Annotated in this window: 22 protein-coding genes and 1 pseudogene; 7 read left to right on the forward strand and 16 right to left on the reverse strand. The window is 59.5% G+C overall.

The genetic code is table 11. The features are described from left to right. The 5 genes from EN808_RS27385 to EN808_RS27405 form a co-directional block, all read right to left on the reverse strand. Nucleotides 1-714, reverse strand: a complete 714-nt coding sequence (locus tag EN808_RS27385; protein WP_135880715.1) for an ABC transporter permease subunit — start codon at nt 712-714, stop codon at nt 1-3. Continuing rightward, nucleotides 711-1,874 carry an FAD-dependent oxidoreductase gene (locus EN808_RS27390; protein WP_135907032.1) on the reverse strand — a complete coding sequence of 388 codons (1,164 nt, stop codon included), beginning with the start codon at nt 1,872-1,874 and terminating at the stop codon, nt 711-713. Before EN808_RS27390 ends, EN808_RS27385 begins: the two co-directional genes overlap by 4 nt. After that, nucleotides 1,867-3,411 (reverse strand): NAD(P)/FAD-dependent oxidoreductase, encoded by a 1,545-nt coding sequence (locus EN808_RS27395; protein ID WP_135917259.1) that lies wholly within the window; start codon nt 3,409-3,411, stop codon nt 1,867-1,869. Before EN808_RS27395 ends, EN808_RS27390 begins: the two co-directional genes overlap by 8 nt. Continuing rightward, nucleotides 3,408-3,713 carry a (2Fe-2S)-binding protein gene (locus EN808_RS27400; RefSeq protein WP_135880718.1) on the reverse strand — a complete coding sequence of 102 codons (306 nt, stop codon included), beginning with the start codon at nt 3,711-3,713 and terminating at the stop codon, nt 3,408-3,410. The genes EN808_RS27395 and EN808_RS27400 overlap by 4 nt, the downstream gene beginning before the upstream one ends. A 91-nt stretch (nt 3,714-3,804) precedes the next feature. Continuing rightward, nucleotides 3,805-4,653, reverse strand: coding sequence for a transporter substrate-binding domain-containing protein (locus EN808_RS27405; RefSeq protein WP_135907026.1), 849 nt, complete (start codon nt 4,651-4,653; stop codon nt 3,805-3,807). A gap of 131 nt (nt 4,654-4,784) precedes the next feature. On the opposite strand from EN808_RS27405, the gene EN808_RS27410 reads away from it, so the two are divergent. From EN808_RS27410 to EN808_RS27430, 5 genes are all read left to right on the forward strand, one after another. Then, the gene (locus EN808_RS27410; protein WP_135917260.1) at nt 4,785-5,675 is read left to right on the forward strand and encodes a LysR family transcriptional regulator; all 891 of its coding nucleotides are present in this window, start codon (nt 4,785-4,787) and stop codon (nt 5,673-5,675) included. A gap of 635 nt (nt 5,676-6,310) precedes the next feature. Further along, entirely contained in the window at nt 6,311-6,829 is a 519-nt protein-coding gene (locus tag EN808_RS27415; RefSeq protein WP_135907022.1) for a hypothetical protein, read from the forward strand. Next, a complete protein-coding gene (locus EN808_RS27420) occupies nt 6,826-7,224 on the forward strand; it encodes a phage holin family protein (protein ID WP_135907020.1) in 399 nt (132 codons plus the stop codon). Before EN808_RS27415 ends, EN808_RS27420 begins: the two co-directional genes overlap by 4 nt. Beyond that, the gene (locus tag EN808_RS27425; RefSeq protein ID WP_135917261.1) at nt 7,221-8,090 is read left to right on the forward strand and encodes a hypothetical protein; all 870 of its coding nucleotides are present in this window, start codon (nt 7,221-7,223) and stop codon (nt 8,088-8,090) included. Before EN808_RS27420 ends, EN808_RS27425 begins: the two co-directional genes overlap by 4 nt. Before the next feature lie 341 nt (nt 8,091-8,431). Next, complete coding sequence (locus EN808_RS27430; protein ID WP_135907018.1) at nt 8,432-8,632, forward strand: plasmid partitioning protein RepB C-terminal domain-containing protein; 201 nt, start codon at nt 8,432-8,434, stop codon at nt 8,630-8,632. Between the two features lie 409 nt (nt 8,633-9,041). Here the strand turns inward: EN808_RS27430 and EN808_RS27435 are convergent, their stop codons facing one another. The 8 genes from EN808_RS27435 to EN808_RS37685 form a co-directional block, all read right to left on the reverse strand. Then, nucleotides 9,042-10,175 (reverse strand): substrate-binding protein, encoded by a 1,134-nt coding sequence (locus EN808_RS27435; RefSeq protein WP_135907016.1) that lies wholly within the window; start codon nt 10,173-10,175, stop codon nt 9,042-9,044. Nucleotides 10,176-10,246: 71 nt separating this feature from the next. Continuing rightward, nucleotides 10,247-10,519, reverse strand: coding sequence for a hypothetical protein (locus EN808_RS27440; RefSeq protein WP_135907014.1), 273 nt, complete (start codon nt 10,517-10,519; stop codon nt 10,247-10,249). 90 nt (nt 10,520-10,609) lie between these two features. Continuing rightward, nucleotides 10,610-12,187 carry an HD domain-containing phosphohydrolase gene (locus tag EN808_RS27445; RefSeq protein WP_135917262.1) on the reverse strand — a complete coding sequence of 526 codons (1,578 nt, stop codon included), beginning with the start codon at nt 12,185-12,187 and terminating at the stop codon, nt 10,610-10,612. Between the two features lie 267 nt (nt 12,188-12,454). Next, nucleotides 12,455-13,453: a sensor histidine kinase gene (locus EN808_RS27450; protein ID WP_135881131.1), complete on the reverse strand. Its 999-nt coding sequence runs from the start codon at nt 13,451-13,453 to the stop codon at nt 12,455-12,457. Nucleotides 13,454-13,538: 85 nt separating this feature from the next. Beyond that, on the reverse strand, nt 13,539-15,464 hold the full coding sequence (locus EN808_RS27455) for a PAS domain-containing sensor histidine kinase (protein WP_135907010.1): 1,926 nt from the start codon (nt 15,462-15,464) through the stop codon (nt 13,539-13,541). Nucleotides 15,465-15,606: 142 nt separating this feature from the next. Further along, the gene (locus EN808_RS27460; protein ID WP_135880727.1) at nt 15,607-15,909 is read right to left on the reverse strand and encodes a hypothetical protein; all 303 of its coding nucleotides are present in this window, start codon (nt 15,907-15,909) and stop codon (nt 15,607-15,609) included. Nucleotides 15,910-16,489: 580 nt separating this feature from the next. Further along, nucleotides 16,490-16,735 (reverse strand): hypothetical protein, encoded by a 246-nt coding sequence (locus EN808_RS27465; protein ID WP_135880728.1) that lies wholly within the window; start codon nt 16,733-16,735, stop codon nt 16,490-16,492. Between the two features lie 179 nt (nt 16,736-16,914). Beyond that, entirely contained in the window at nt 16,915-17,472 is a 558-nt protein-coding gene (locus tag EN808_RS37685; protein WP_135917263.1) for a cold shock domain-containing protein, read from the reverse strand. A 589-nt stretch (nt 17,473-18,061) separates the two neighbouring features. Here EN808_RS37685 and EN808_RS27475 point away from each other — a divergent pair. Beyond that, nucleotides 18,062-18,791: pseudogene (locus EN808_RS27475) on the forward strand (IS5 family transposase). Nucleotides 18,792-18,935: 144 nt separating this feature from the next. On the opposite strand, the gene EN808_RS27480 reads toward EN808_RS27475, so the two are convergent. The 3 genes from EN808_RS27480 to EN808_RS27490 form a co-directional block, all read right to left on the reverse strand. Further along, complete coding sequence (locus EN808_RS27480) at nt 18,936-19,211, reverse strand: hypothetical protein (RefSeq protein ID WP_135907006.1); 276 nt, start codon at nt 19,209-19,211, stop codon at nt 18,936-18,938. Nucleotides 19,212-19,381: 170 nt separating this feature from the next. Then, nucleotides 19,382-19,591, reverse strand: a complete 210-nt coding sequence (locus EN808_RS27485) for a cold-shock protein (protein ID WP_027145347.1) — start codon at nt 19,589-19,591, stop codon at nt 19,382-19,384. A 319-nt stretch (nt 19,592-19,910) separates the two neighbouring features. After that, on the reverse strand, nt 19,911-20,261 hold the full coding sequence (locus tag EN808_RS27490) for a hypothetical protein (RefSeq protein WP_135907004.1): 351 nt from the start codon (nt 20,259-20,261) through the stop codon (nt 19,911-19,913). A gap of 192 nt (nt 20,262-20,453) precedes the next feature. Here EN808_RS27490 and EN808_RS27495 point away from each other — a divergent pair, with 192 nt between their 5' ends. After that, a complete protein-coding gene (locus tag EN808_RS27495; protein ID WP_135917264.1) occupies nt 20,454-20,807 on the forward strand; it encodes a hypothetical protein in 354 nt (117 codons plus the stop codon). The last annotated feature ends 9 nt before the right edge of the window (nt 20,808-20,816 follow it).

The following is a 20,816-nucleotide window of genomic DNA, read 5'->3' on the forward strand; positions in this document are numbered from 1 at the left end:
TCAGCGACTCCAGGGTTTGGCGAGGCGGCGTTCCATTCGCATCAAGACGATGCCCGTTGACCGGCCGATGATCAGAAACACCAGGGCGGCAACGCCATAAAACAGCAGCGGCTGACGGGTCGAACCCGCGGCTGTCCCGGTCTGGCGCAGCAACTCGCTCAGCCCAATCACTGATAGAAGTGATGTCTCCTTCAGCGCCGACTGCCAGACATTGCCTAGCGCGGGCAGGGCAAAGCGCAGCGTTTGCGGCGCGATGATGCGCCGTAACAGCAATAGTCTGGACATGCCGCAAGAGGCGCCGGCTTCTATCTGCCCCCGGTCGAGGCGCAAGTAGGCGGACCGGTAGCCCTCGGTTTGATAGGCGCCGGATACGACCCCGACGGCGATGGCGCCGGTTGCAAAGGAAGGCAGCGAATAAAAGCCGGGAAAGCCACCGACGTTCATCGCCTTTGAAAGAACGACACTTCCGCCAAAATAGAACAGATAAACGACAAGGATCTCAGGGACGCCGCGAAAAACCGTTGTGTAGAATTGGCCAATGGCGCGCAAGAAGCGCGATCGTGCCAGTTTCAGGCTCGCACCACCAATTCCAAGGACGCTGCCAAGAAAGAAGCCACAAATCGCGGCCGCTAGGGTTATCCCTGCCGCTTTGAGGAGAGGTAGACCCCAGCCCTGTGGTCCGAAGCCCAACAATTCTATGAAGCTCGTCGTCATTGCAAGGCCTCATGATTGAGCGGTGGTTTGGTGCGAAAACGGTCTGCTGCAAATGGAGCAAGCCTCGAGTCGGCAGCCCCGGAAATCAACGACTGGGCGACAATCTCTCCAATCGCAGGCGCAAGCTGAAAGCCATGGCCACAAAACCCGAACACGTGCCAGAGGCCGTCATGCTGGGTGCTGGGTCCGATGAAGGGGATACCATCAGGCGTTGCGCCTTCGAGACCTGTCCAGGTTCTTAGAACTGGCACACCTGCCAGAGCGGGAAACGCAGTAATCGTGGCGATCGCGCTTGAGGCCATGCGGTCCATGATGGTGAACGAGGTATCCTGATCCGGGCAGGGCTTACCCGAGATGCCGCCGCCGATAACCAGGGAGCCGACGGCGCTCTGTTTGAACGATAGCGGCTGGTCGATTCCGATCACCACCGGCGTAACGAAGGCCTGCACACGCGCTGTCACCATCATGGTGAGAGCCAGAATTTTCATTGGCAGTGTCTCGCCCACGAGGGCCGCTACGTTCGCGCCCCATGCGCCGGCGCAATTGATGATGCGCTCCGCTTCGAGAGACCCAGCATCGGTTTCAGCCGCCCAGTTGCCTCCCGGTGCACGTCGCAGTTCGCGTAAGGCACAGCGCTCAACAATTCGCACGCCAGCCGCCTCGGCAGCATCGCGGAAGGCACGAGCAGCGTTGGCAGGATTGGCGTGTCCATCGCGCCGAGAAATGAGACCGCCAAGCGCTGAGCGCGCGAGGCCGGGCAGCAAGCGGTGCAATTCCTCCGGACCGATCAATTCCTCCGAAAAGATGCCGCGACGTCGCATATCCTGAGCGCGCACCTCAGCCCAATCCAGTTCCGCAGCATCCATGGCCAGCGCGATTTGCGATGTGCCCAGGCGCACTTCGCAAGCCTCGGCGCCTGCAGCCCCAACGTATTCGGTGAGATTTTCCCACATCTCCATAGCGCGCAGAGACAGCGGGTATTCACGCACATCCCGCATCAGGAGCCTAAGGCCGCCGGCGTTTACCCCTGAGGCATGACGCCCGGCAAGGTTCTTCTCGATTACGGTGACTTGCCTGCCAGCCCGCGCGAGAAACAGCGCGATCGAGCAGCCTTGCAGACCGCCACCGATGATCAAAACATCATCGACAGCCCTACGCATGGGAACCGTCCGAGGACGCCTCTGGCTTATCATCAAGCGAGACAATCTCGGCCAACTGCGGATCGAACCCGGTCAATCCGGCAAGCGCCGCCAAGGGCAGTGGTCGCAGCGGTGGTCGCGCCCGGAAAGGAACAGGAAACTCCGACTGTTGCGTCACTGTCTCCTCAAGGAGACGCGCCAGTGTAACCGAGCAGGTCCGGCCCTGGCATGGGCCCATGCCGCAGCGCAAAACGCCACGGATCAGATCCATGTCGGTAGCACCTTGGCGAATAATCGCGCGGAGAGTACCGGCAGTTATCTCCTCGCACCGGCAGATGATTGTTGCATCCTCGGGTAGTTGCGAAGCGAGGCCGGGCGGAAAGGCCGTATCGATGAACGGCCGAGCGGCAATCGCGCGCTGAACACACACAGCAGCCCCCTCGACGTCACTGTCTACTTTCAGGCTTGATGCACCGGAGAGCTCAGAGAGGATTGCCCTTGCTGCGTGGCGCCCATGGGCAATTGCGGCGTCTGCCCCACCGATCATGCGAGCGTCGCCTGAAACGTGGATGCGGCAAGGCCCAGTGGTCAAGGTGGCGCCTGGCGCCAGTTGCGCCCTGCCGTCCCGCGCGGTTTTTGGCCGCCAGCATGCATCGGCTTTCTGCCATTCCAGCGCCAGGCCGGCACCATGCGCCAGATCGACAGCGGGGACGATACCGTCGTGGACGACCAGCAGGTCGCAAGCCAGTTCCACCCTCATGCCCGCGACAGTCATGCTCACGCGCTCTACCTGGCTGCCGCCATGCGCTTGCAGTTCGGTGATGCCCGATCGCATGGGGATGCCGGCAAACCGCAAGCGGGTAAGCCAGCCCACGCCTTTCAGAAGTGCGGGAAGGCCCGCAAGACGAAGCCGGGATAGTGCCGCAATCTTGTGCCGCAGCCGGTCCGTGCGGGCAATAAGCGCTGGCCTTACCCCGAGGCGCCGCAATTGCTCGGCAAGAAGGAAAATCAGGGGGCCGGTGCCTGCGAGCACGACCCGGCCCTCTGGCTGGAGACGCCCGGCCTTGATCAGGGTCTGCACAGCTCCGGCCGTCATCACGCCGGGCAAGGTCCAGCCGGGAAAGGGAGTTGGGCGCTCCATCGCGCCATTGGCAAGCAACACATGCCTCGCCCGCAAATACCCGGCCACCTCTCCTTTGAGCCAGCCGACCGTGCCATCGGCGCGCAGATCCCAAACGGCGGTTTCAGGGCGATAGTCGATGCGAGGCGTAGTCCTGAATTTTTGGATCAGCGTGTGACCTGCGGCGTAGGTCGGGCCAAGCGCTTTGAGAAGGACCTCGGTCCCTGGACGATCCTCAAAGTTCGCGCCGAGCGCGCGAAAGATCTGTCCGCCGGGTGCCGGCTGTAGGTCGAGGACGACAACCTGGCTTCCCGCAGAAGCCAGTTCGACAGCAGCCGCCATTCCTGCAGGGCCTGCGCCAATGACGATGACATCGGCATCGGGCACCCGTCCGTTTGGTACTTCGCCGGGCGAAATTGGATTGGTCAGGATGGTCATTGTGATCCTGCTCCGGTTATCGTCGTGACACCTTTCTGGGTCCGAACCCTCATCCCGTCCCGGACCTGCGAAAGGCATGCCTGGCGGCTTCCAATGCCCTCGATATCGATCAGGCAGTCGAAGCAATGACCGATCATGCAGAATGGCAGCCTGGGAGAACCGCTAACCGGCGTGGTGCGGAAATGCGAAACGCCGGCCCTCAAAAGACAGGCAGCAATCGTCTCACCCGAACGAGCGGCAATCGGTTCGCTGTCTAAGAAGACAGTAATAGTCGCCTCGGAGGACCCGATGGGCTTGAACATGCCAGCACCTGTCGAAATGTCTTGAGGGACCGCTTGCGCCTACCGGAGCATGCATTGGTCCCCTCCCTTGAAAGGGAGGGGACCGGGTCAATTACTCGTGGATCGAGATGTCTACGCCGAACCACTTCGCGGTGAGGGCCTTGTTCGTCCCATCTTTGTTTATCTCGGTGATGGCGCCGTCGAATGCCGCCCGTAGCGCATCGTCTTTGAGGCGGAGCGCAACGTTGGTCGTGCCGAGGCCGAGCACGCCGCCGGCAAAGGTTGGACCGGCAAAGACGAGCGCTCCCTTCGCATTGGCGTCGATCACGGCCTTGAAGGCCGTCACGTTGGCGATTGCCACATCGATGCGTGCCGCGGTTAGTTCCAGACCCAGTTGCTCGAACGACGGGTATTCGCGGATCTGAAGATTTTTGAAGTACTGGCTGGCAAAGGTCGCCGCCGTCGTCCCAGTCTGTACGCCGATCACCTTTCCGGCGAGCTTTCCTTTCAGGACTTCCATTGCGGCCTCGGCGTCCTTCGGAGATTTCGCGAGGTCGAAAGACTGACCGGCGTCTGGTAGGTCCTTCAGTGCGTTGTCGCCCGCAGTCAGAAACCCGTTTGGCGCCTTCGCATAGGGCTTGGAGAAGGCGACGACCTTCTTGCGCTCTTCGGTCACGCCCATGGAGGCGATGATGGCATCGTACTTACCGACGGTGAGGCCAGGAATGATGCCGCTCCATTCCTGTGGAACGACGTCGCATTTGATCTTCATGCGCTCGCACAGAATCTTGGTCAGGTCGATTTCGTAGCCGCCCAGCGAACCATCGGAGTTGGTGTAGTTCCAGGGAGGGTAAGCCCCTTCAGTAGCGATGGTGATATGGTCAGGTAGGTTCTGGGCGACCGCCGTGCCGGCCAAAAGCGGCATAACGGCCAGCGCGAGTATCGTGCGTCGAATTTGCATTCCCTGTTCCCTTTCTTATTGCGTTGGAATGGACGGGTCCTTCAGCCCGCCTGAATATGCCACCCAACGGGGCTTCGCTGGAGACAGTATCTCGTTGCTCTAAGGCTAAGTTGAGCTTATGCTGCCCGATCATGTCGGCGCTGATCCCGTCCTTGAATTGGCTTCGCGTGTTTGAGGCATCCGCGAGGCATCAGAGCTTTGCTCGCGCGGGCAAGGAATTGAACATGTCGGCGGCGGCGGTGAGCCAGCAGGTTTTGGCTCTGGAAACCCACTTGGGTCGCGCGCTATTCGAACGGGCGGCGAACCGGATTAGCCTTACTGCCGAGGGACGTGACTTCCTGCCGACAGTTCAGGTTTCGCTGGGTGCGATCGAAAGCAAGGCCGCTTCGATCTTTGGCAAGCAGCGCGCTGAGCGTGTCGCCCTTCTTGCAAGCCAGTTGATGGCCATGAGTTGGTTGCCGCGGGTCCTGGCCGAGTTTGAGCGCGAGAACCCGTCAATTTGCGTTGATCTCATGATGGAGGGCACACAGCGCAAGACGGAGCCAGATCTGGCGATCCGTTTCGGAGAAGAGCCGCACCTTGTCCGTCATCCCAACTGGCTTATGGGAATGTCGCATGTCGTTATGTGCCGCAAGGAAGATGCCCCGAAAATAACGGATCTTGAGAGCCTGCTCTCGTTTCGATTGTTTGATGTGATCTCGCATGCCATGGGCTGGACCGCGCTGCTCACCCATAACTTCGGGCCGATGCAGGGGCGCAATCTCATGCTGGAATCAGTCGATACGACTCCACTGGCGCTGATGATGGTCAGCCAGGGACTGGGCATTGCAATCGGCCATGTTCCTGTATGTGGCCCATTGGCGGCCTCTTTGAACTTGGGCGTCTGTTCCTTCGTGCCGAAAACGCCGGGACCAGGGAACTATTATCTTGAGCAATCGGTGAACCGCCCAGGACGCGCGGCTACCTTGCATTTAGAGCGCGCTCTCCAAGCTGCCGCCCAAACATCGATGCGCGCCCCGTGAAGGATTGGAGGGGCCATGGCTTTCAACAATCAGGCGGAGCTCCGATTCGTGTAAATGGCGTGCGCTGAAAGGTCTCGTGAAGAGGACTGCTTTTAGACAGCTGCTTGGCCTCTCGCAACGACCGATATGAGGCGCATTTCAGACGGGCGGCAAATGGCCGCTTTGCGGACTGTCCGTTTTCGGGATGGCGAGACTAAGCGGATTGACGCGTCCGTATCGCGGACCTTTGCGCCAAGAGCCAGCGTTGATAGTCGCCTGTCAGCGACTTCAAGTCTCGCGCCACGACAGCGCGCCGTCACGCAGCTCCCTGATGCCCGGGCCAATCTCACCAAATGTCGACTCTCGTCGCCTGCTCTGCTTTTTTTGCGGCGCCGTGTCCAGTTGTACCTGCCCTTCAAAGGCTGCCAGGTTCATGGTTCGAGCAAAGAACGGATGTGAGGAGACTCTCAACGCACCTCTCACCGACACCATAAATCAGCGAACGCCGGAACGTTTGAGGAAATGGCAAGTTGCCCCGTCTGGAGGAACACGCACATGAACGGTGTCATTTATCTGATCGGATTGGTGGTCGTCGTGCTCGCGATCCTCTCGTTTCTAGGCCTCCACTGATGGTTGGCCCGACATGGGAGACTGGCATGGCATCTGAACCGAATCCTAACCCCGATTTCTCGCGGGCCCAGCGGGAGATTGCCGGCCGCGCCGACGAGGCGGGGCGCTTGGCCTCCGAGATTTTCGGCTCAGCCAAGGAAGATATTTCACAGAAAGCCAAGGAAGTGGCCGCAGAAGGCAAGGACGCGCTACTCGACGAGGCCCAGCTTGCACAGAATACCCTGACGGGTGCGGTCGCCGCGCTTGGCGGCGCCGTCCGCGCGGCCAGTGACCACCTAGCCAACAGCGACCAGAAAGCGGCGGCAAAGTTTGCCCTTGAAGCAGCCGGCAGTCTTGAGCGTATGTCCGCGTCGCTCAAGGACAAGCCTTTCGAAGAAGTCCTGGCTGAGGTCCGCGCTTTCGGCGGCAGCAATCCGGCGGCGTTGTTCGGTGGAGCAATGGTCGCGGGTCTGGCATTGGGTCGCTTTATCAAAAGCTCGTCGCCAGGTCCCCACGCTAAAGATCGTCCCCAACCCGATGTGGCAGCCGGGAGTGATACGCCATGACCCCCGGCAGCCAAGAGGACCGCAGTTTGATGACGCTGATCGGAGACCTGTCGCAGCAGGTTGTTACGTTGGTCCAGACCGAGGGCAGGCTCCTCAGAACTGAGCTCTCGGAAAAGGCCGAAAAGGCTGGCGCGGGTGCAATCGAGGTTCTGGGCGGCGCCATTTGCCTTCTGGCCGCCTTAATGGTGCTTCTGCAGGCCCTGGTCATCGCGCTCTCGAAAACCCCTCTCGGACCAGGATGGTCGTCGCTGCTGGTCGGCATCGTAGTCGCCGTCCTTGGCCTCGTCTTGGTGAAGACAGGCTCCGCAAATATGAAACCATCTGAATTAACGCCGGATCGCACCGCCGCGCAGCTGAAGAGCGACGCAAAGGTAATCAAGGACCAAGTCAAATGATCGAGAAATCATCCGCCGAACTTCAACGTGAGGCCGAAATCGCGCGGGCCAACGTTTCCGACACGGCCGAATCCATTCGCAACAAAATGACGCCAGGCCAGCTCATCGACGAGTTTTCCGGGCTCTTTACAAGCGGCGATGGCAGCTCGATGCTCAGTGCCCTCAAGTCACAGGTTGGTGCGAATCCGCTTCCCGTCGCTCTCGTAAGCGTTGGCTTGATGTGGCTGATGGCAGGACAAGGAGCCCAGAAGCCGGTCTCGGTCAATGATTCGGCCCGCTCGAGCTTGCGTCCTGACTTCGCCGGTGATGCCGGAGCAGTGGATCTCCCATTTGACAGCGAGGGTCTGATAAGCGGCGTGTCAGACGCTTTGTCAGGCGCCGCCGACAAGGCAAAATCTATCGTCGGAGATGCGGCCGATGGCGCGCGTTCGTCCATGGCAGGTGCTGCTTCGAGCGTTTCGCACAGCGCCAGCCAATACGGTGATCAGGCTAGTAAAGCAACGGCCGCAGCCGTGGACCTGATGCGCCGGGAACCGCTGATGCTGGCGGCTCTGGGCCTGGCGTTCGGGACAGCGGTAGGAGCAATGCTTCCACGCACCGAATTCGAGGATCAACAGCTCGGTGAAACGAGCGACGCTATCCGCGACAAGGCGAACGACTTGCTCCATCAAGGCGTCGAAGGCGCCAAGGATGTTGCCGCTCAAGCCTACCAAACAGTCAAGGACGAGGCCGACAAAAAGGGCTTCGGCGCCGATCCTGCTTCGATCATCAACACAGTTTCTGACGTCGTCAAAACCGCAGCCTCGGAAACCGAAAAGGCCGTCAGGGACAAGATCAGCGACGCCAGCGGAGAGCGGGCGACGTGAGGTAGGTTTTCGGCTTGCTTTCACGATCAGGGCGCGCGTCCAAGCTAGCTGCAGCGTGGATGGCCAACCTCAAGCCACGTTGGTCCATGCCTGCCTTGCCAGGTCGCATTTAGCGACGCCGTACCGCCAGCGGTGCCAAGTGCATTGGCACAGAAAATCCAAGGCTCACGGCCCGCACAGCGGTCGCCTCAACCTGCCTCTGTAGTGAGCGCCTCCCAGCTCCGCGCCGGCGAGCTTTGCCCGGAAGCCATCTATCTGCTGCAGGATTGCACGGGCGCGGAAAGCTTTTCGCTTTGCTGCAGCTGGTCGTTCCGGTCACGCAATAGAGATCGCACGGCCGAATGGCGGAGATGGAACCCGAGTTGGCTAGGCTCGGTTTGGCATTTCTACGCGCGCTCGAACCACGTGGCTCACCGAGCCTGGAGCTGGTCGCGGCCAGCAGCTATTTTGACCGTCTGATGGATAATTCCAAGGTGGTGCGGAATCTGGCCCGGAATTTCCCGGGTCAGTTTGAGGAATTTCACAGGCTCTCGGCGGGCTGAGTTTCGAACTGCTGCGGGTGGCTTTGGCGGTGTTGGGAACTGGAGCATGCACCCCCCGGGCGTTAGCTCGGATGTCCGCTTTTGGGATGCGCCTAGGCTCAGCTCATAGACTTACATGGGGCGCATTTCAGACGGGCGGCAATGGGCCGCTTTGCGGACTGTCCGTTTTAGGGATGGCGAGAGTGGAAAGCGGACTGACGCGTCCGGCATATCGTGGACCCTTTGCGCCAAGAGCCAGCGTTGATAGTCGCCTGTCAGCGACTTCAAGTCTCGCGCCACGACAGCGCGTCTTGGTATGTCGGTTGCTCTAGTGGGGGTGCCTGATACAACCACCATCGACCCGTTTCATGGCGAGGGCATTATCTAGCCGCCCCCGCCATATGGAAGAATAGGTGCTAGACGCCACCAGTTACACTGCCTTGCTTAGCTGGAGTTCGTCGCTGAGTGCGCGTTCGTTGGGGTCGATCGGACCCAGGTTCTTGACGACCCGGAATCGACCGCCCTGCGCCTGCGCAATGTACATGTTCATGCGAACATGGTGCTGGCCGGGGACCATCTCGGCCCGGCCACCTGGTCCCTCGCTGATTCGCGCGTGATCGAGCGCCCGGATGACCGCATCGCGCTCCACCGTGCCGGCTTCGGTCACCGCCGCTTCCCACATCTTGATCGCTCGGTAGTGGCCGGTGCAGCCGCTGCCTGCGGTCAACATCGCGCTGCCGGGGAAACGGTCTTGGTAGCGATGCAAGAGGGCGCGGCCAAACGGATCATCGAGTTCCTGATAGTAGTCGAGGCAGCTGTAGAGGCCTTCGATCTGCTCGGACGGCACAAGATTGAAGAAGTTCTCGTCGAAGTAGGTGCAGATGATCTTGCCGCCCCGCTTGCCGAAGCCGGCCTTGTGCAATTCGTCGAGGAACGGCGTCAGGCCCGGCGGAACGAGGGTGTTGAATACCACCTCGGCGCCACTCGCCATGATCTGCTCGACCGTCCGCCGGAAATCGACTGTATCGAGGGGGAAATATTCCTCACCGACGATCTCACCGCCGTTCGCGCGCACAATCTGGCTCGCCGCCTTGTTCAGCAAATGAGGCCAGATGTAGTCGGCCGATGGCAGATAGAATGTCTTTGCCCCGGTCGTCTTCATGAACCATGGGATCAGCGGCTCGACCTGCTGCGCGGGCACTGGACCCGAGCAGAAGATCAGGGGATCGTTTTCCTGTCCCTCATACTGCTCGGTGTAGATGTAGAGCGTCCTGCCCCGCACGACTGCCTCGCTCTTGATGGCCTGGCGGGTCGAGCTGTAGATCCCGCCGACGACCAGGTCGACTTTGTCGACATCTATCAGTTTCGCGGTCCTTGCCTTGGCGACGGTGTCGGTGGTTTCGCCGTCCTCGATGACAAGCTCCAGCGGCCGGCCGAGCAAGCCGCCTTTGGCGTTGATGTCGTCGACGAGCATGGTGGTGAGGTTCGCATTTGCGATGCCCATGAAAGACAATGGGCCGGTGAGTTCGGCGATTAGGCCGATCTTGATGGGTTTCGGATCCATTTGATTTTTCCAAATCTGGGGTTCATCGGGCGCGCCGCCGCCGGGCGGCGGGCGGCGCTCAGGGCGGGACCTCAGGCTTCGTAATGGCCGAGGAGCAGTGCCGCCTGCGGCTTGCCGACATGGCCGGCTTCCTGCAGGATCGCTGGCACCTCCGGATCGGACACGAAATTCTTCCAGCCCTCGGCGTCCCAGTCGAAGATCGCCCAGACGCGATCGGGCTCGCTGGGGTCGCGGAAGACGGTCGCGCCGCTCGAGCCGTGCAGCCGACGCTTGTCGGCGCCCTTGGTCGAAAAGATACGGATGAAGTGGTCGACATCTGCCACTTTGGTCGTTGCGAGAAGCATCTGATTTCCTCCTGTCGGTCGCGGCCACCATTGGTCCGTCGACAGGATCACGATGCGCGCCCGTGAGCGGGTCCACATGGGGTGGATTCCCTATGCCTGCGTTTCGCCCGGTCGGATAAGGCCGTGCTCGACCGCATAGAGTGCCGCGGCGGCGCGGGTGGTCACGCCGATCTTGGAATAGACGTTCTGGATATGGTGGTCCACGGTCTTGGGCGAGATATCAAGCTTGCGTGCCGCCTCTTTCGCCGTGAGCCCGGCGGCGATCAGGCGCAGCACCTCGATTTCGCGCGCCGTCATGCCGGCCAGCGCCCGCGGCAAAGCCCGCCGCGACTGCTGTCCCGCGAAAGACAACACGGCCTCTGCGGCGTCAGGGCAGATACAACCGTCACGCACGGCGGCGCGCAACTGCGTTGCCGCTGCCTCGCTGGATAAGGCCTTGCGATGTGGACGTTCCTCCCGTGATGTCTGGAAGGCTTCGGCTGCGGCCAGGATCCGTGCCGCCGGGGACAGGTCTGAGCCGCCGACCTTGCGGTGATAGCCCGAGCCATCCAGGCGTTCGTGATGGCGGAGCACGAGGGCGGCCATCGCATCGCCCTCGCGGCCGAACGAGGCCAGCGCCCGCTCACCATAATAGGCGTGAAGCTGCGCCGCGTCGCGCTCGCGCACCGACAGCGGACCGTTCCGCATCCAGGTCGCCACCGGCACGACGAGTTCGCCGATGTCATGGATGCAGCCCGACCAGCGCAGCGCGCGAACGTCAGGATCGGGCAACCCGCTCCGTTTGCCCGCACCCGTGGCCAGTTCCGACACCATCCTCGAATGGCCCTGCGTAAACGGCATGCGCATGTCGATCATGTCGGCTATGGCCAGGAACGCCTCGTCGCAAGCCTTCTCGTCAAGCGTCACCGGCGGATCGGGCTCAAGCGCCAAAATGGTCTCGCGGTCGACAGTCGCGCTGATGCCATCCATTAGGATCGCCGCATTGGACGAGACGAGTCGAGCCAGGCCCGCTTCGTATGGGCCATCGGCACGACCGGCGATGGTTTCGGCCATCCCTTCGATGCCGACGGCATCGCAAAGCGCGATGGCATCCTGCTCCAGCGTGATCAGGCGTACGGCGGGCAGGACATCGTCACTGCTCAGCCCACGCGGCAGGCCCTTGCCGTCCCAACGTTCGTAGATTTGCCCGAGATTGCGCCGGATCTCGTCCGACAGGCCGAGCCGCTCGCCTATCCGCTGCGCGACCTCGCAATGCGCTGTGAGCACCGGGCGCGCCACCACGAGCGCTTGCGACATCGCGGCCTCGATCGCCCTCGCCTGCGCGTCAGGCTCGAGATCGTAGTAGAACCGCTTGAACGCCTGCACGAAGACCCTGCCCAATTCCGCACGATTGCCCATGTCGAGGCCGACAAGGTCCTGGCGGAGCGCAATTTCGTCGCCGAAGGTGGCCGACAGAAGGTCCGTGTCGGCATTGCAGCCGACATAGCGCAGCATGGACTGGTGGTAGGCATTGCGCCGAACCTCATTGGAAACACCCGCAAGCTCGGCGATCCGCATTGCAAGTACGCAGGATTTCAGTGCGAAGTCGCGAGAATGGCCCGTGGCGAGGTCCGAAGCATAGGCCAGGACCATCATGAAATCCGCCCGGCGTATTGAGACGTCTGTCATCGCCCACCCCCAGTGAGCCTTATGCTAGCCGCGTGCGCCGTCCTTACCTAGGGGAAAAATTCCAAGCCTGATGTGGAGCCTGCGAGAAACAGAATGTTCGGTTTCTAGGCTTCATATATTTATCTGCCCCATCCATCATTGCCACCAACAATGGCTCCAACCTGCTGGTGACGCCGCATGCCGACGACAGCAAAAGATCGCGTCCTCAATAGTGGGTCTTGCGATGTAGCGCTCTACTGACTCGAACCCCGGGAAAAAGATTACCATTCATTGGGACAGTTTTTCGGCGTTCATCCTGACAGTCACGATTATACCTTCATTTGACCAATCCGTGACGATCGAGCCTCCAAGCTGGCCAGTCACACTGCGGTTCAGCAACTGGCTGCCGTACCCCTCCCTGCCGGACGACGCTACGAAGGGACCCCCGCGCTCGGTCCACACAATACAAACCTCGTTATCAGATGACGTTCCCGAGACGTCCAACATCCCCGATCTCACAGAGAGGGCGCCGTATTTGAGGGAGTTGGTAGCGAGCTCGTGGATCACAAGGGCCAAGGTCATGGCAGACTGTTCACCTACGCCCATTCGCGGAACGGCTACACGGATACGACCGCTGAAAGCTCCTTGATCATCATAGGGAGCCAGCAGAACGGCTATAAGATCACCGATCAGTGCGGCGCGGCCCTGGTTACCCGCTAGCGGTCGAACGACGTCGTGCGCCCTTCCTAGGGCGGTCAGCCGTTGTGTGAGTTCCCTCGCCATTTCCGTGACTGATGTCGCGGAGCGAGATGTGATGTTGGTCAAGCCAGTGGCAATCGCCAGCAGGTTCTTGACCCGGTGGCTCATCTCTCCCGCCAGGAGTTCATGCCCCTCTTCCGCCTGTTTGCGGCCGGTTACATCGAGGAATACCCCCGACATCTGCCCATTGTGCAATCCCTCGTCATTTCCAAGACCACGCGCAGAAATCCAACGAATTTCCTCGCCAAGGATGATGCGGAAATCGATTTCGTAGGCGCCTACCAGCGCCCGCGTTGCGGTGAATGCGGCACGCACCCTGTCCCGATCCGCAGGATGGATCCGGGACGATAAATCCTCGAATGTCACCTGATCCGCCTGTGGCAACCCCCACAACCTGAATCCTTGCTCATCCATGGCAAAAGCATCGGTTTCGACGCTCCATGACCAGAGAGCAACCCCGGCAGCATGCAAGGCGCGCTTGAGGTTATCAACCTGGTTGAGGGGATGGTCTTTGTCGCTGAACGGCATGACGACTTTCATTGGGCAAAATTTGCAAGCAGCGGTAGCCCAGGAAGCGTTGTACGTGCGTTGTTTGAGCAGGACAACAGGCCAGCTATAACGTCAGCGTCCGCCCAATCGCCACTTTCAGTTCCTGTTCGCTAAACGGCTTCCCCAGACGTTCGAATTTGCCTTTGTAGTCGTCTGGCATTTGCGCGTAGCCGGTGGCGATCAGGACCTTGATGTGTGGCCAGCGCGTCGTCGTCGTCGCGGCCAACGCGCCACCGGTCATTTTTGGCATCGAGTAGTCCGTTATGAGGAGGTCGATGCTTTCCTTATCAAGAATGGACAGGGCTTCTTCGCCCGATGTTGCCTCGAAGACCTGATGTCCGAGATCCTCGACCATCGTCACGGTGTTCAGGAGCACGAGAGCATCGTCATCCACGACAAGAACGCGCTTGCCATCCATTGCCGTGAACACCGGCACGGCGGCCGGTGGTTCGGGCGAACTGAGTTCACCGGGCGCCAGCGCTAGCCACAACTCCGCTCGCGTTCCGTTGCCGGGCTCGCTGGACAACACGAATCGTCCGCCTGACTGCTCGGCGAGCCCATGCACCATCGAGAGACCAAGGCCTGTCCCCTTGCCAACACCTTTGGTCGTAAAGAAGGGCTCAGCTGCATGAGACAACGTGGTGGCGTTCATCCCTTCGCCGGTATCGGTTACCGAAAGCACCACATAGCGTCCGGCCCGCCGAGCGTCGTCACGGGGAGAAGTCTCCTGCCGTTCGGCAGCTATGACCAGCGTGCCACCGTCTGGCATCGCGTCGCGCGCATTGACTGCTAGGTTGAGCAGCGCGAACTCAAGTTGCGCCCGGTCCGTATGGACCAGCGGCAGGGATACCGGAAACCGTGTCGTTACAACAATGGATGGGCCAAGGGTGCGATCCAGAATGTCCGCCATGCCACGCACGGTATCGACGAGATCGACGGCTTGCATCGCAAGTTCCTGCTTGCGGGCAAAAGCCAGCATGCGTTGCGTGAGGGCAGCGCCCCGCCGAGCCGCCTGGATAGCGTTATCAATAAACGGCGTAACCTGGGGATCAGGCTTGCTGCGTCGGGCGACAATCTCGAGACTGCCCAAAACGGCCATCAGGAGATTGTTGAAATCGTGTGCGACGCCCCCGGTCAACTGGCCGATCGCCTCCAATTTCTGGGACTGGAACAGGGCCTCGCGTGCCTGATCGAGCTGCCGCTGAGTGTCACGACGGTCCGTGATATCCCGAATGACCTTGGCGAAGCCGATGAGGTTGCCCCCATCATCGTAAATAGCGTCGATTACGACATGGGCAAAGAACAAAGACCCGTCTTTGCGAACGCGCCAGCCTTCCACCTCTGTGTTGCCCGCCGCCCGGGCAGTTTCGAGATTCTTCTGCGGCTCGCCACTCGCGCGATCTTCCTGAGTATAAAATAGCGAGAAATGCTGCCCGACGATTTCTTCCTCGGTATACCCCTTGATGCGCTCGGCGCCCGCGTTCCAGCTTACGACATTGCCCTCTGGGTCGAGCATGAACAGCGCGTAGTCCCTTACCCCTTTGACCAGCAACCGAAACTGCTCCTGACTTCGCCGCAGTACCGCTTCCTGGGCTCGCTTCTTCGTCAGGTCGCGTGTGATCTTGGCAAATCCCACCACGGTTCCCGCTGGATCAACGATGCGATCGATGACCACACTGGCCCAGAACCGCGAACCATCCTTGCGGTATCGCCATCCCTCCTCCTCGAAGTGCCCATCCCTGGCCGCCAGTTGGAGGTTGCGCTTGGGCACGCCCGCGTCGCGGTCCTCCTCGGAATAGAACCTTGCAAAGTTCTGCCCGACGATTTCCTCCGACCGGTAACCTTTGAAACGCTCCGCCCCCGCGTTCCAGCTTACAACGGTGCCATCTGGATCCATCAGGTATATGGCATAGTCGCTAATCGACTCAACGAGGAGACGATATCGGGCCTCGGAAGGCTCTACCGCATGCTGATCATTAAGCAGGCTCATCCCACACCCCGGCGCTCTGAAGGCACATCGGGTACGAACGGACCGGGTGAAATATAGTTCCACTCAACAAGTCCGCAGCGACAAGCCAATGTCGTTCCAGCCTCGCCCCCCCAAGGGGCGAAGACGAATGATGTGTGGGGAGCTAGGTGAGCTCGGTATAAAAATCGCAAATCAAATCGGCGACTTTAACGGCTTCAAAATCCGTCATGTGCGCCGCGGTCTCGACCGCAACCATTTCCATATCGTCTTGGTCGACAGCCATGAGATCAAGAATCTTGGCAAACTTGATTTTGAGCTCGCGGTCACCGTCGAATTCATCGATCGTCACATTGAGAATATTAACATTGGCATCAATCAGACGCGTTTGCACGCTCTCGGAGGAGGCAGCCAATGTCCTGATTGCAGCGAAAAAGTGCTCGCGCGCGTTGGCATATTTTTCGCCCATTTTCGTTCCTTCCGCGTAAATTTTGCGCTTTGGACGCCAAGCGCAGATTGCGTCATATGGGCGTCTACACACAGCAGTCAACCCAAACTGCGTCCTACCCCACCCGCGCCGACGAGAATCTTCGGCGATCACAAGCGTGCGGCCGCCCAGGCTTTCGTGTTTATGTTGGATAGTGGGTCTTGCAATGAGCCATCTAACGACCCGAAGCCGCGACATGTATGAGTTAGTCCTTGCTGCTCATCAGGTGAGAGAGCAGGCGCTTGCCGGCAAGTGCGGCCAAGTAAATGCACCATGCTTCGCTTCTTTCTGACGCGATCGACCGGCCTCCAGTACCTGACATGAGATGGCTTCCTGCTTGCTGGCGCAGGCAGCTTGTTGCGTGTGATGTAGCCAGCGTTAACGCCAAGGATCGAGTGGTTCAACGTTGACCCTCAGCGCATGGATCACCGCTGCAAACCATCCCGCTCCCGCCCCACTACCCACCCACATTGCGATGCCGTCGATCTAGGACTCGATCACACAAGCGTCTAGCCGACACCCGATTCGTTGGCGTATCGTTCGATCCTTGTGGCCAGATTTCTCACCCTGATCCTCGTTCGTTCTGCCAGGCCTTTTCGACACTGTTCTGTTCTTCGCCACCGTCCGGCCGGTTCAGCGTGACCGTGCAGCGGATGAGCGTATTCCAGTCGGGTCCGTGCTCGATGATCAAGTGCAGTTCGGTAATCTCTTCCAAGAAGTGCTCGATGGTGATGGGTCCATTCTCGTGCTGATATTCAAGCACGGCTTTCCACCGCTTGTCGCCGTGCAGCGTCACCACATTTGTCATCGGACACTCCCCGTCGGCGACACCGAATCTATCTTAAAACTCTTATACCGCTTCCCCGGTGTTACGCCGCTGCAGTCTTGTTATGGGATGCACGACGCAAGTACTGGATGCAGCGTCCGATCAGCACGGACGAATTGTTCGCGCCTCAAGCCCCTTATGGCCTCGACTGTAAGTGATCATCACCTTCTGGCCGACTTCGAGGTTTGCCACGCCGCTGCGGTCAAAGTAGTCGCGTGGACAAACACGTCCTTCTCCCCGCCATCCAACGCAATGAATCCGAACCCCTTGTTCAGATCGTATCGCTTCACGACGCCGGCGGCTTCCTGCCCGTCGTGTTCCTGCATAGGAACCGAGGCTTCGGCGGATCGCTTCACAACCTTTGGGGAGGACGCACCGTCTCCCAGGCTTACAGAGACAACTTCGACAACTTGGGCTCCTTTCTGGCCGGGTTCGGTTCGGACCTTCAGGCGTGCCCCCTCGGGAAGGCTGTCATGTCCCGCAGCCTGCAACTTCGAGAAGTGAATGAAGGCATCGGAACCATCGCTGAGCCTCAAGAAGCCGAAACCCTTCTCCGCGTTTAACCAGAGTACCTCAGCATCATGTAAGAAGGTCGTCGCTGACGAAGTCTGGGGTGGTGCTGGCCTGCGGTCGAAATAACTCGGTTCCGAACTCTCATGATGATTATCGCTCTCGAAGCCTTGGCTCCGCGACTGACGGTGTTCCCGATATTTGCCCATTCCAGCACTGACCCTAGAGGAAAAGATTGCATTATCACCGGCAGTGAACAGCGAGCAATATCAATCCAGTTGCTGACGTGGCGCACTGGAAAACTCCCCCGTCGAAGGTGCGGGAGAAAATCCGTTCGATGGAATCGGTCAGGCATCAGCCCGATCTGGAGCCCCGCTGAAACCGCGTGAAGGATTATGCTTGCTCTAGCCTGTGAACTCATAAATGCGGAGTGACCAAGAGGGGTGGAATTCGGACGGTGCTTGTCAACCCGTAGCGAATTCAAGGAATTCAGGCTCTACGTAGATCGTGTGCATATACGACGGTTCACCTAATATCTCTCCGACATCCAAAGCAGCCATGCCGTCTAACATTTCCCTGACTGGGAACGTCTTTCCGAGGCATAAGCGGAAGAGAGTTGCGGTTTGAAGATCGTCTGCATCAACAAGATTTGGCGGCGTTCCAACTAAACGAACATGTGTTCCGACGCTGAAGGACCTTTGCATACATGGAGTTATATCGCTGCAGCCATTGTCCGCAATGGGGTCGTTCGCCTATTGGCGGCTTTTAAATTGCAATGGAATGTGATTCAGCCTCTGCATGAGCCGCTATGACCTGACCGATTCCGAATGGCTTGTGATCGAGCCGCTCTTGCCCGAGGTGTTGCCGCGCGTAGACGATCGCCGCGTGTTGAACGGCATCTTCTGGGTGCTGCGACCCGGTGCGCAATGGCGCGATCTGCCAGAGCGATACGGCCCCCGCACCACCTGCTACAATCGCTTTGTCCGATGGCGTAAAGCAGGTGTGTGGGACCGCCTCATGGACCCCGTCACCAAAGGCCATGACGGCAACGCGCAGATGATAGACACCTCCATTGTTCGCGTCCATCAGCAAGGTGCGACGGCAAAAAGGGGGGCGAGATCTTTGTCTCGGTCGCTCCCGAGGCGGGCTGAGCCAATGGTAGGCCGATCAAACTGATGCTCACGGCAAGTCAGATGAGTGACATCGCCTCCGCAGCAGACATGATCACGGATTTGCGTGAGGGTGCGATGCCGCTCGCCGACAAGGGCTATGATGCCAACGCCTTGCGCAACGCCGTCACCAGGCGAAATGCATGGGCCAATATCCCGCCAAGGCCAATCGCAAGGACCCGATCTGCTTCAGCCCCTTCCTCTACAAGGCGCGCAACCTCGTCGAACGCTTCTGCAACAAGGCCAAGCAGTTCCGTCGCATCGCAACTCGATACGACAAGCTGGCAGAAAACTATCTTGCCGCCCTCAAACTCGTCTCCGTCCGCATCTGGCTACGCGGTAATGAGCCTACGTCCTAGGGTGTGCGAGCACATTCGGGCGGGCTGATGCATGTGCCGGAATGAGCGTGCGATTTCGCGACAACTACATGGAAGCTTAAATTAAAAAGGTGCCGTGACGCGCAAAGGCCAACGAGGCGTTCTCGCGAAGGCTGCCGTTGGCGCTCAGACCTGATTGAATGTGAAGGATGTCAGAAGCGAAGTGACGAAGTTGCTGGCCTTCTCTTTAACGAGAAGCTCCGTCCACTCGTCGGTTCCTCTGAGCATCAGGCCAGTGTAAATGCTGTCGACCGCAGCCTCTTCGATGCGCTTGATATGTGACTTGAACGCAGCCTCGCCGTCTATCCTGTAGATATCCCTCACGACCATTCGCAGGATTTCCTGGATGGCGATCTGCCAGGCGGTATTGATGGTTTGAAGTTCGCTCGTTTTTTCGGACATCCAGATCTCCTTGATCTTGACGGCCATCGACAAGAGGCGGCGGAACACGCGCGAGCTGGTGGGTCGGTCGGCCGGACATAAAAAAGGTCAGGCAATTCTGCCTGACCTCGCTTGGTCTCATGCTTTCAACAGTGCCAGTACATCCGTGGTCAAAGGAAAGCTGAACCCGATCAGACGGCCTGCAGGTTGCAGGCGGACATCTTGCCCGACTTGTTGTCGCGCTCCATTTCGTAGCCGATCTTCTGGCCTTCGACGATTTCGCGCATTCCTGCACGTTCGACGGCAGAGATGTGAACGAAAGCGTCGGCGCCGCCATTGTCAGGCTGAATGAAGCCGAAACCCTTGGTGGAATTGAACCATTTAACTGTGCCAGTGGTCATGATGAACCCTTTTCATAGCAATATTGGACGTCGGCAACGCGAGAGCGCTGCCGATTTGTGACGATGACGATTTTGAAGGGAAGGTTCGTTCAGGGCGCGGTGCCAAACGCGCGATAACCAAAGCTCAGCAAGCAATATCGACAATTGAATTCATATCCTCCCGCAATGGCGACGTCAACTTTTGGTTTTGGAAATTGTCACTTCAACTTTTTTGGCGTCGGCGCCGGTTTTGATCGGATCTTTTCTCGCTCCCGTCACATGAGTCCTGCTTTCGATGGCAACAGTACGGCTGCTTTCGCCTCAGCCAGGCGTGTCATCCTCATCGCTTTCCCTTAGCCGGCAAGGTTTGGCTTCGCCCTTTCATATGAGTGAGCTCGGTCATCGGACACAGCAAACGCGGCCGCTTCGGATCGGAGATATCGAGCATATCCCAGGGGATGCGATAGAAGCCATCTCGCCGGCGCAGGCTGAAAAGATCGAGTAATGCGGAGCCGATAGCGAAAGCAGAAAGCCGCTCGAGCGCTGCATAGATGCCTACGTGAAATTCGGTCACGACGAGATCGCCGCCTACCTGTTCGGCGCGTATCTCCTCGATATGGCCTACGCTTTTGCCGCGTGGCGACAGCACGCGCCTGCCGGAAAGATGTTCGAGGTTGACGGTGGTGGTCATGCCTACGCCCCCGGTCCGCCAAGATGGGCTGAGCGTTGCATCGAGCGATATCAGCGGTCGTTCTGTCGCCGCTTTCGCTCGGCTTCGATTTCTTCGGGTTCCTTGTCGTCGATCTTGGCTGTCGTGCTGTCTGCCCCCACCGAGGCGCGTAGCGGTTCGTCGAGCTTGGCATTCAGGGCTACGGCCGCAGCCGTGGACCTGATGCGCCGGGAACCGCTGATGCTGGCGGCTCTGGGCCTGGCGTTCGGGACAGCGGTAGGAGTAATGCTTCCACGCACCGAATTCGAGGATCAACAGCTCGGTGAAACGAGCGACGCTATCCGCAACAAGGCGAACGACCTGCTCCATCAAGGCGTCGAAGGCGCCAAGGATGTTGCCGCTCAAGCCTACCAAACAGTCAAGGACGAGGCCGACAAAAAGGGCTTCGGCGCCGATCCTGCTTCGATCATCAACACAGTTTCTGACGTCGTCAAAACCGCAGCCTCGGAAACCGAAAAGGCCGTCAGGGACAAGATCAGCGACGCCAGCGGAGAGCGGGCGACGTGAGGTAGGTTT

Source organism: Mesorhizobium sp. M8A.F.Ca.ET.165.01.1.1, assembly GCF_004792065.1.
Lineage (GTDB): Bacteria > Pseudomonadota > Alphaproteobacteria > Rhizobiales > Rhizobiaceae > Mesorhizobium.

Excerpts from the sequence above, each read along its gene's own strand:
- EN808_RS27385 (WP_135880715.1), bottom strand. The coding sequence starts at position 714 with ATGACGACGAGCTTCATAGAATTGTTGGGCTTCGGACCACAGGGCTGG.
- EN808_RS27390 (WP_135907032.1), bottom strand. The coding sequence starts at position 1,874 with ATGCGTAGGGCTGTCGATGATGTTTTGATCATCGGTGGCGGTCTGCAA.
- EN808_RS27395 (WP_135917259.1), bottom strand. The coding sequence starts at position 3,411 with ATGACCATCCTGACCAATCCAATTTCGCCCGGCGAAGTACCAAACGGA.
- EN808_RS27400 (WP_135880718.1), bottom strand. The coding sequence starts at position 3,713 with ATGTTCAAGCCCATCGGGTCCTCCGAGGCGACTATTACTGTCTTCTTA.
- EN808_RS27405 (WP_135907026.1), bottom strand. The coding sequence starts at position 4,653 with ATGCAAATTCGACGCACGATACTCGCGCTGGCCGTTATGCCGCTTTTG.
- EN808_RS27410 (WP_135917260.1), top strand. The coding sequence starts at position 4,785 with ATGTCGGCGCTGATCCCGTCCTTGAATTGGCTTCGCGTGTTTGAGGCA.
- EN808_RS27415 (WP_135907022.1), top strand. The coding sequence starts at position 6,311 with ATGGCATCTGAACCGAATCCTAACCCCGATTTCTCGCGGGCCCAGCGG.
- EN808_RS27420 (WP_135907020.1), top strand. The coding sequence starts at position 6,826 with ATGACCCCCGGCAGCCAAGAGGACCGCAGTTTGATGACGCTGATCGGA.
- EN808_RS27425 (WP_135917261.1), top strand. The coding sequence starts at position 7,221 with ATGATCGAGAAATCATCCGCCGAACTTCAACGTGAGGCCGAAATCGCG.
- EN808_RS27430 (WP_135907018.1), top strand. The coding sequence starts at position 8,432 with ATGGCGGAGATGGAACCCGAGTTGGCTAGGCTCGGTTTGGCATTTCTA.
- EN808_RS27435 (WP_135907016.1), bottom strand. The coding sequence starts at position 10,175 with ATGGATCCGAAACCCATCAAGATCGGCCTAATCGCCGAACTCACCGGC.
- EN808_RS27440 (WP_135907014.1), bottom strand. The coding sequence starts at position 10,519 with ATGCTTCTCGCAACGACCAAAGTGGCAGATGTCGACCACTTCATCCGT.
- EN808_RS27445 (WP_135917262.1), bottom strand. The coding sequence starts at position 12,187 with ATGACAGACGTCTCAATACGCCGGGCGGATTTCATGATGGTCCTGGCC.
- EN808_RS27450 (WP_135881131.1), bottom strand. The coding sequence starts at position 13,453 with ATGCCGTTCAGCGACAAAGACCATCCCCTCAACCAGGTTGATAACCTC.
- EN808_RS27455 (WP_135907010.1), bottom strand. The coding sequence starts at position 15,464 with ATGAGCCTGCTTAATGATCAGCATGCGGTAGAGCCTTCCGAGGCCCGA.
- EN808_RS27460 (WP_135880727.1), bottom strand. The coding sequence starts at position 15,909 with ATGGGCGAAAAATATGCCAACGCGCGCGAGCACTTTTTCGCTGCAATC.
- EN808_RS27465 (WP_135880728.1), bottom strand. The coding sequence starts at position 16,735 with ATGACAAATGTGGTGACGCTGCACGGCGACAAGCGGTGGAAAGCCGTG.
- EN808_RS37685 (WP_135917263.1), bottom strand. The coding sequence starts at position 17,472 with ATGGGCAAATATCGGGAACACCGTCAGTCGCGGAGCCAAGGCTTCGAG.
- EN808_RS27480 (WP_135907006.1), bottom strand. The coding sequence starts at position 19,211 with ATGTCCGAAAAAACGAGCGAACTTCAAACCATCAATACCGCCTGGCAG.
- EN808_RS27485 (WP_027145347.1), bottom strand. The coding sequence starts at position 19,591 with ATGACCACTGGCACAGTTAAATGGTTCAATTCCACCAAGGGTTTCGGC.
- EN808_RS27490 (WP_135907004.1), bottom strand. The coding sequence starts at position 20,261 with ATGACCACCACCGTCAACCTCGAACATCTTTCCGGCAGGCGCGTGCTG.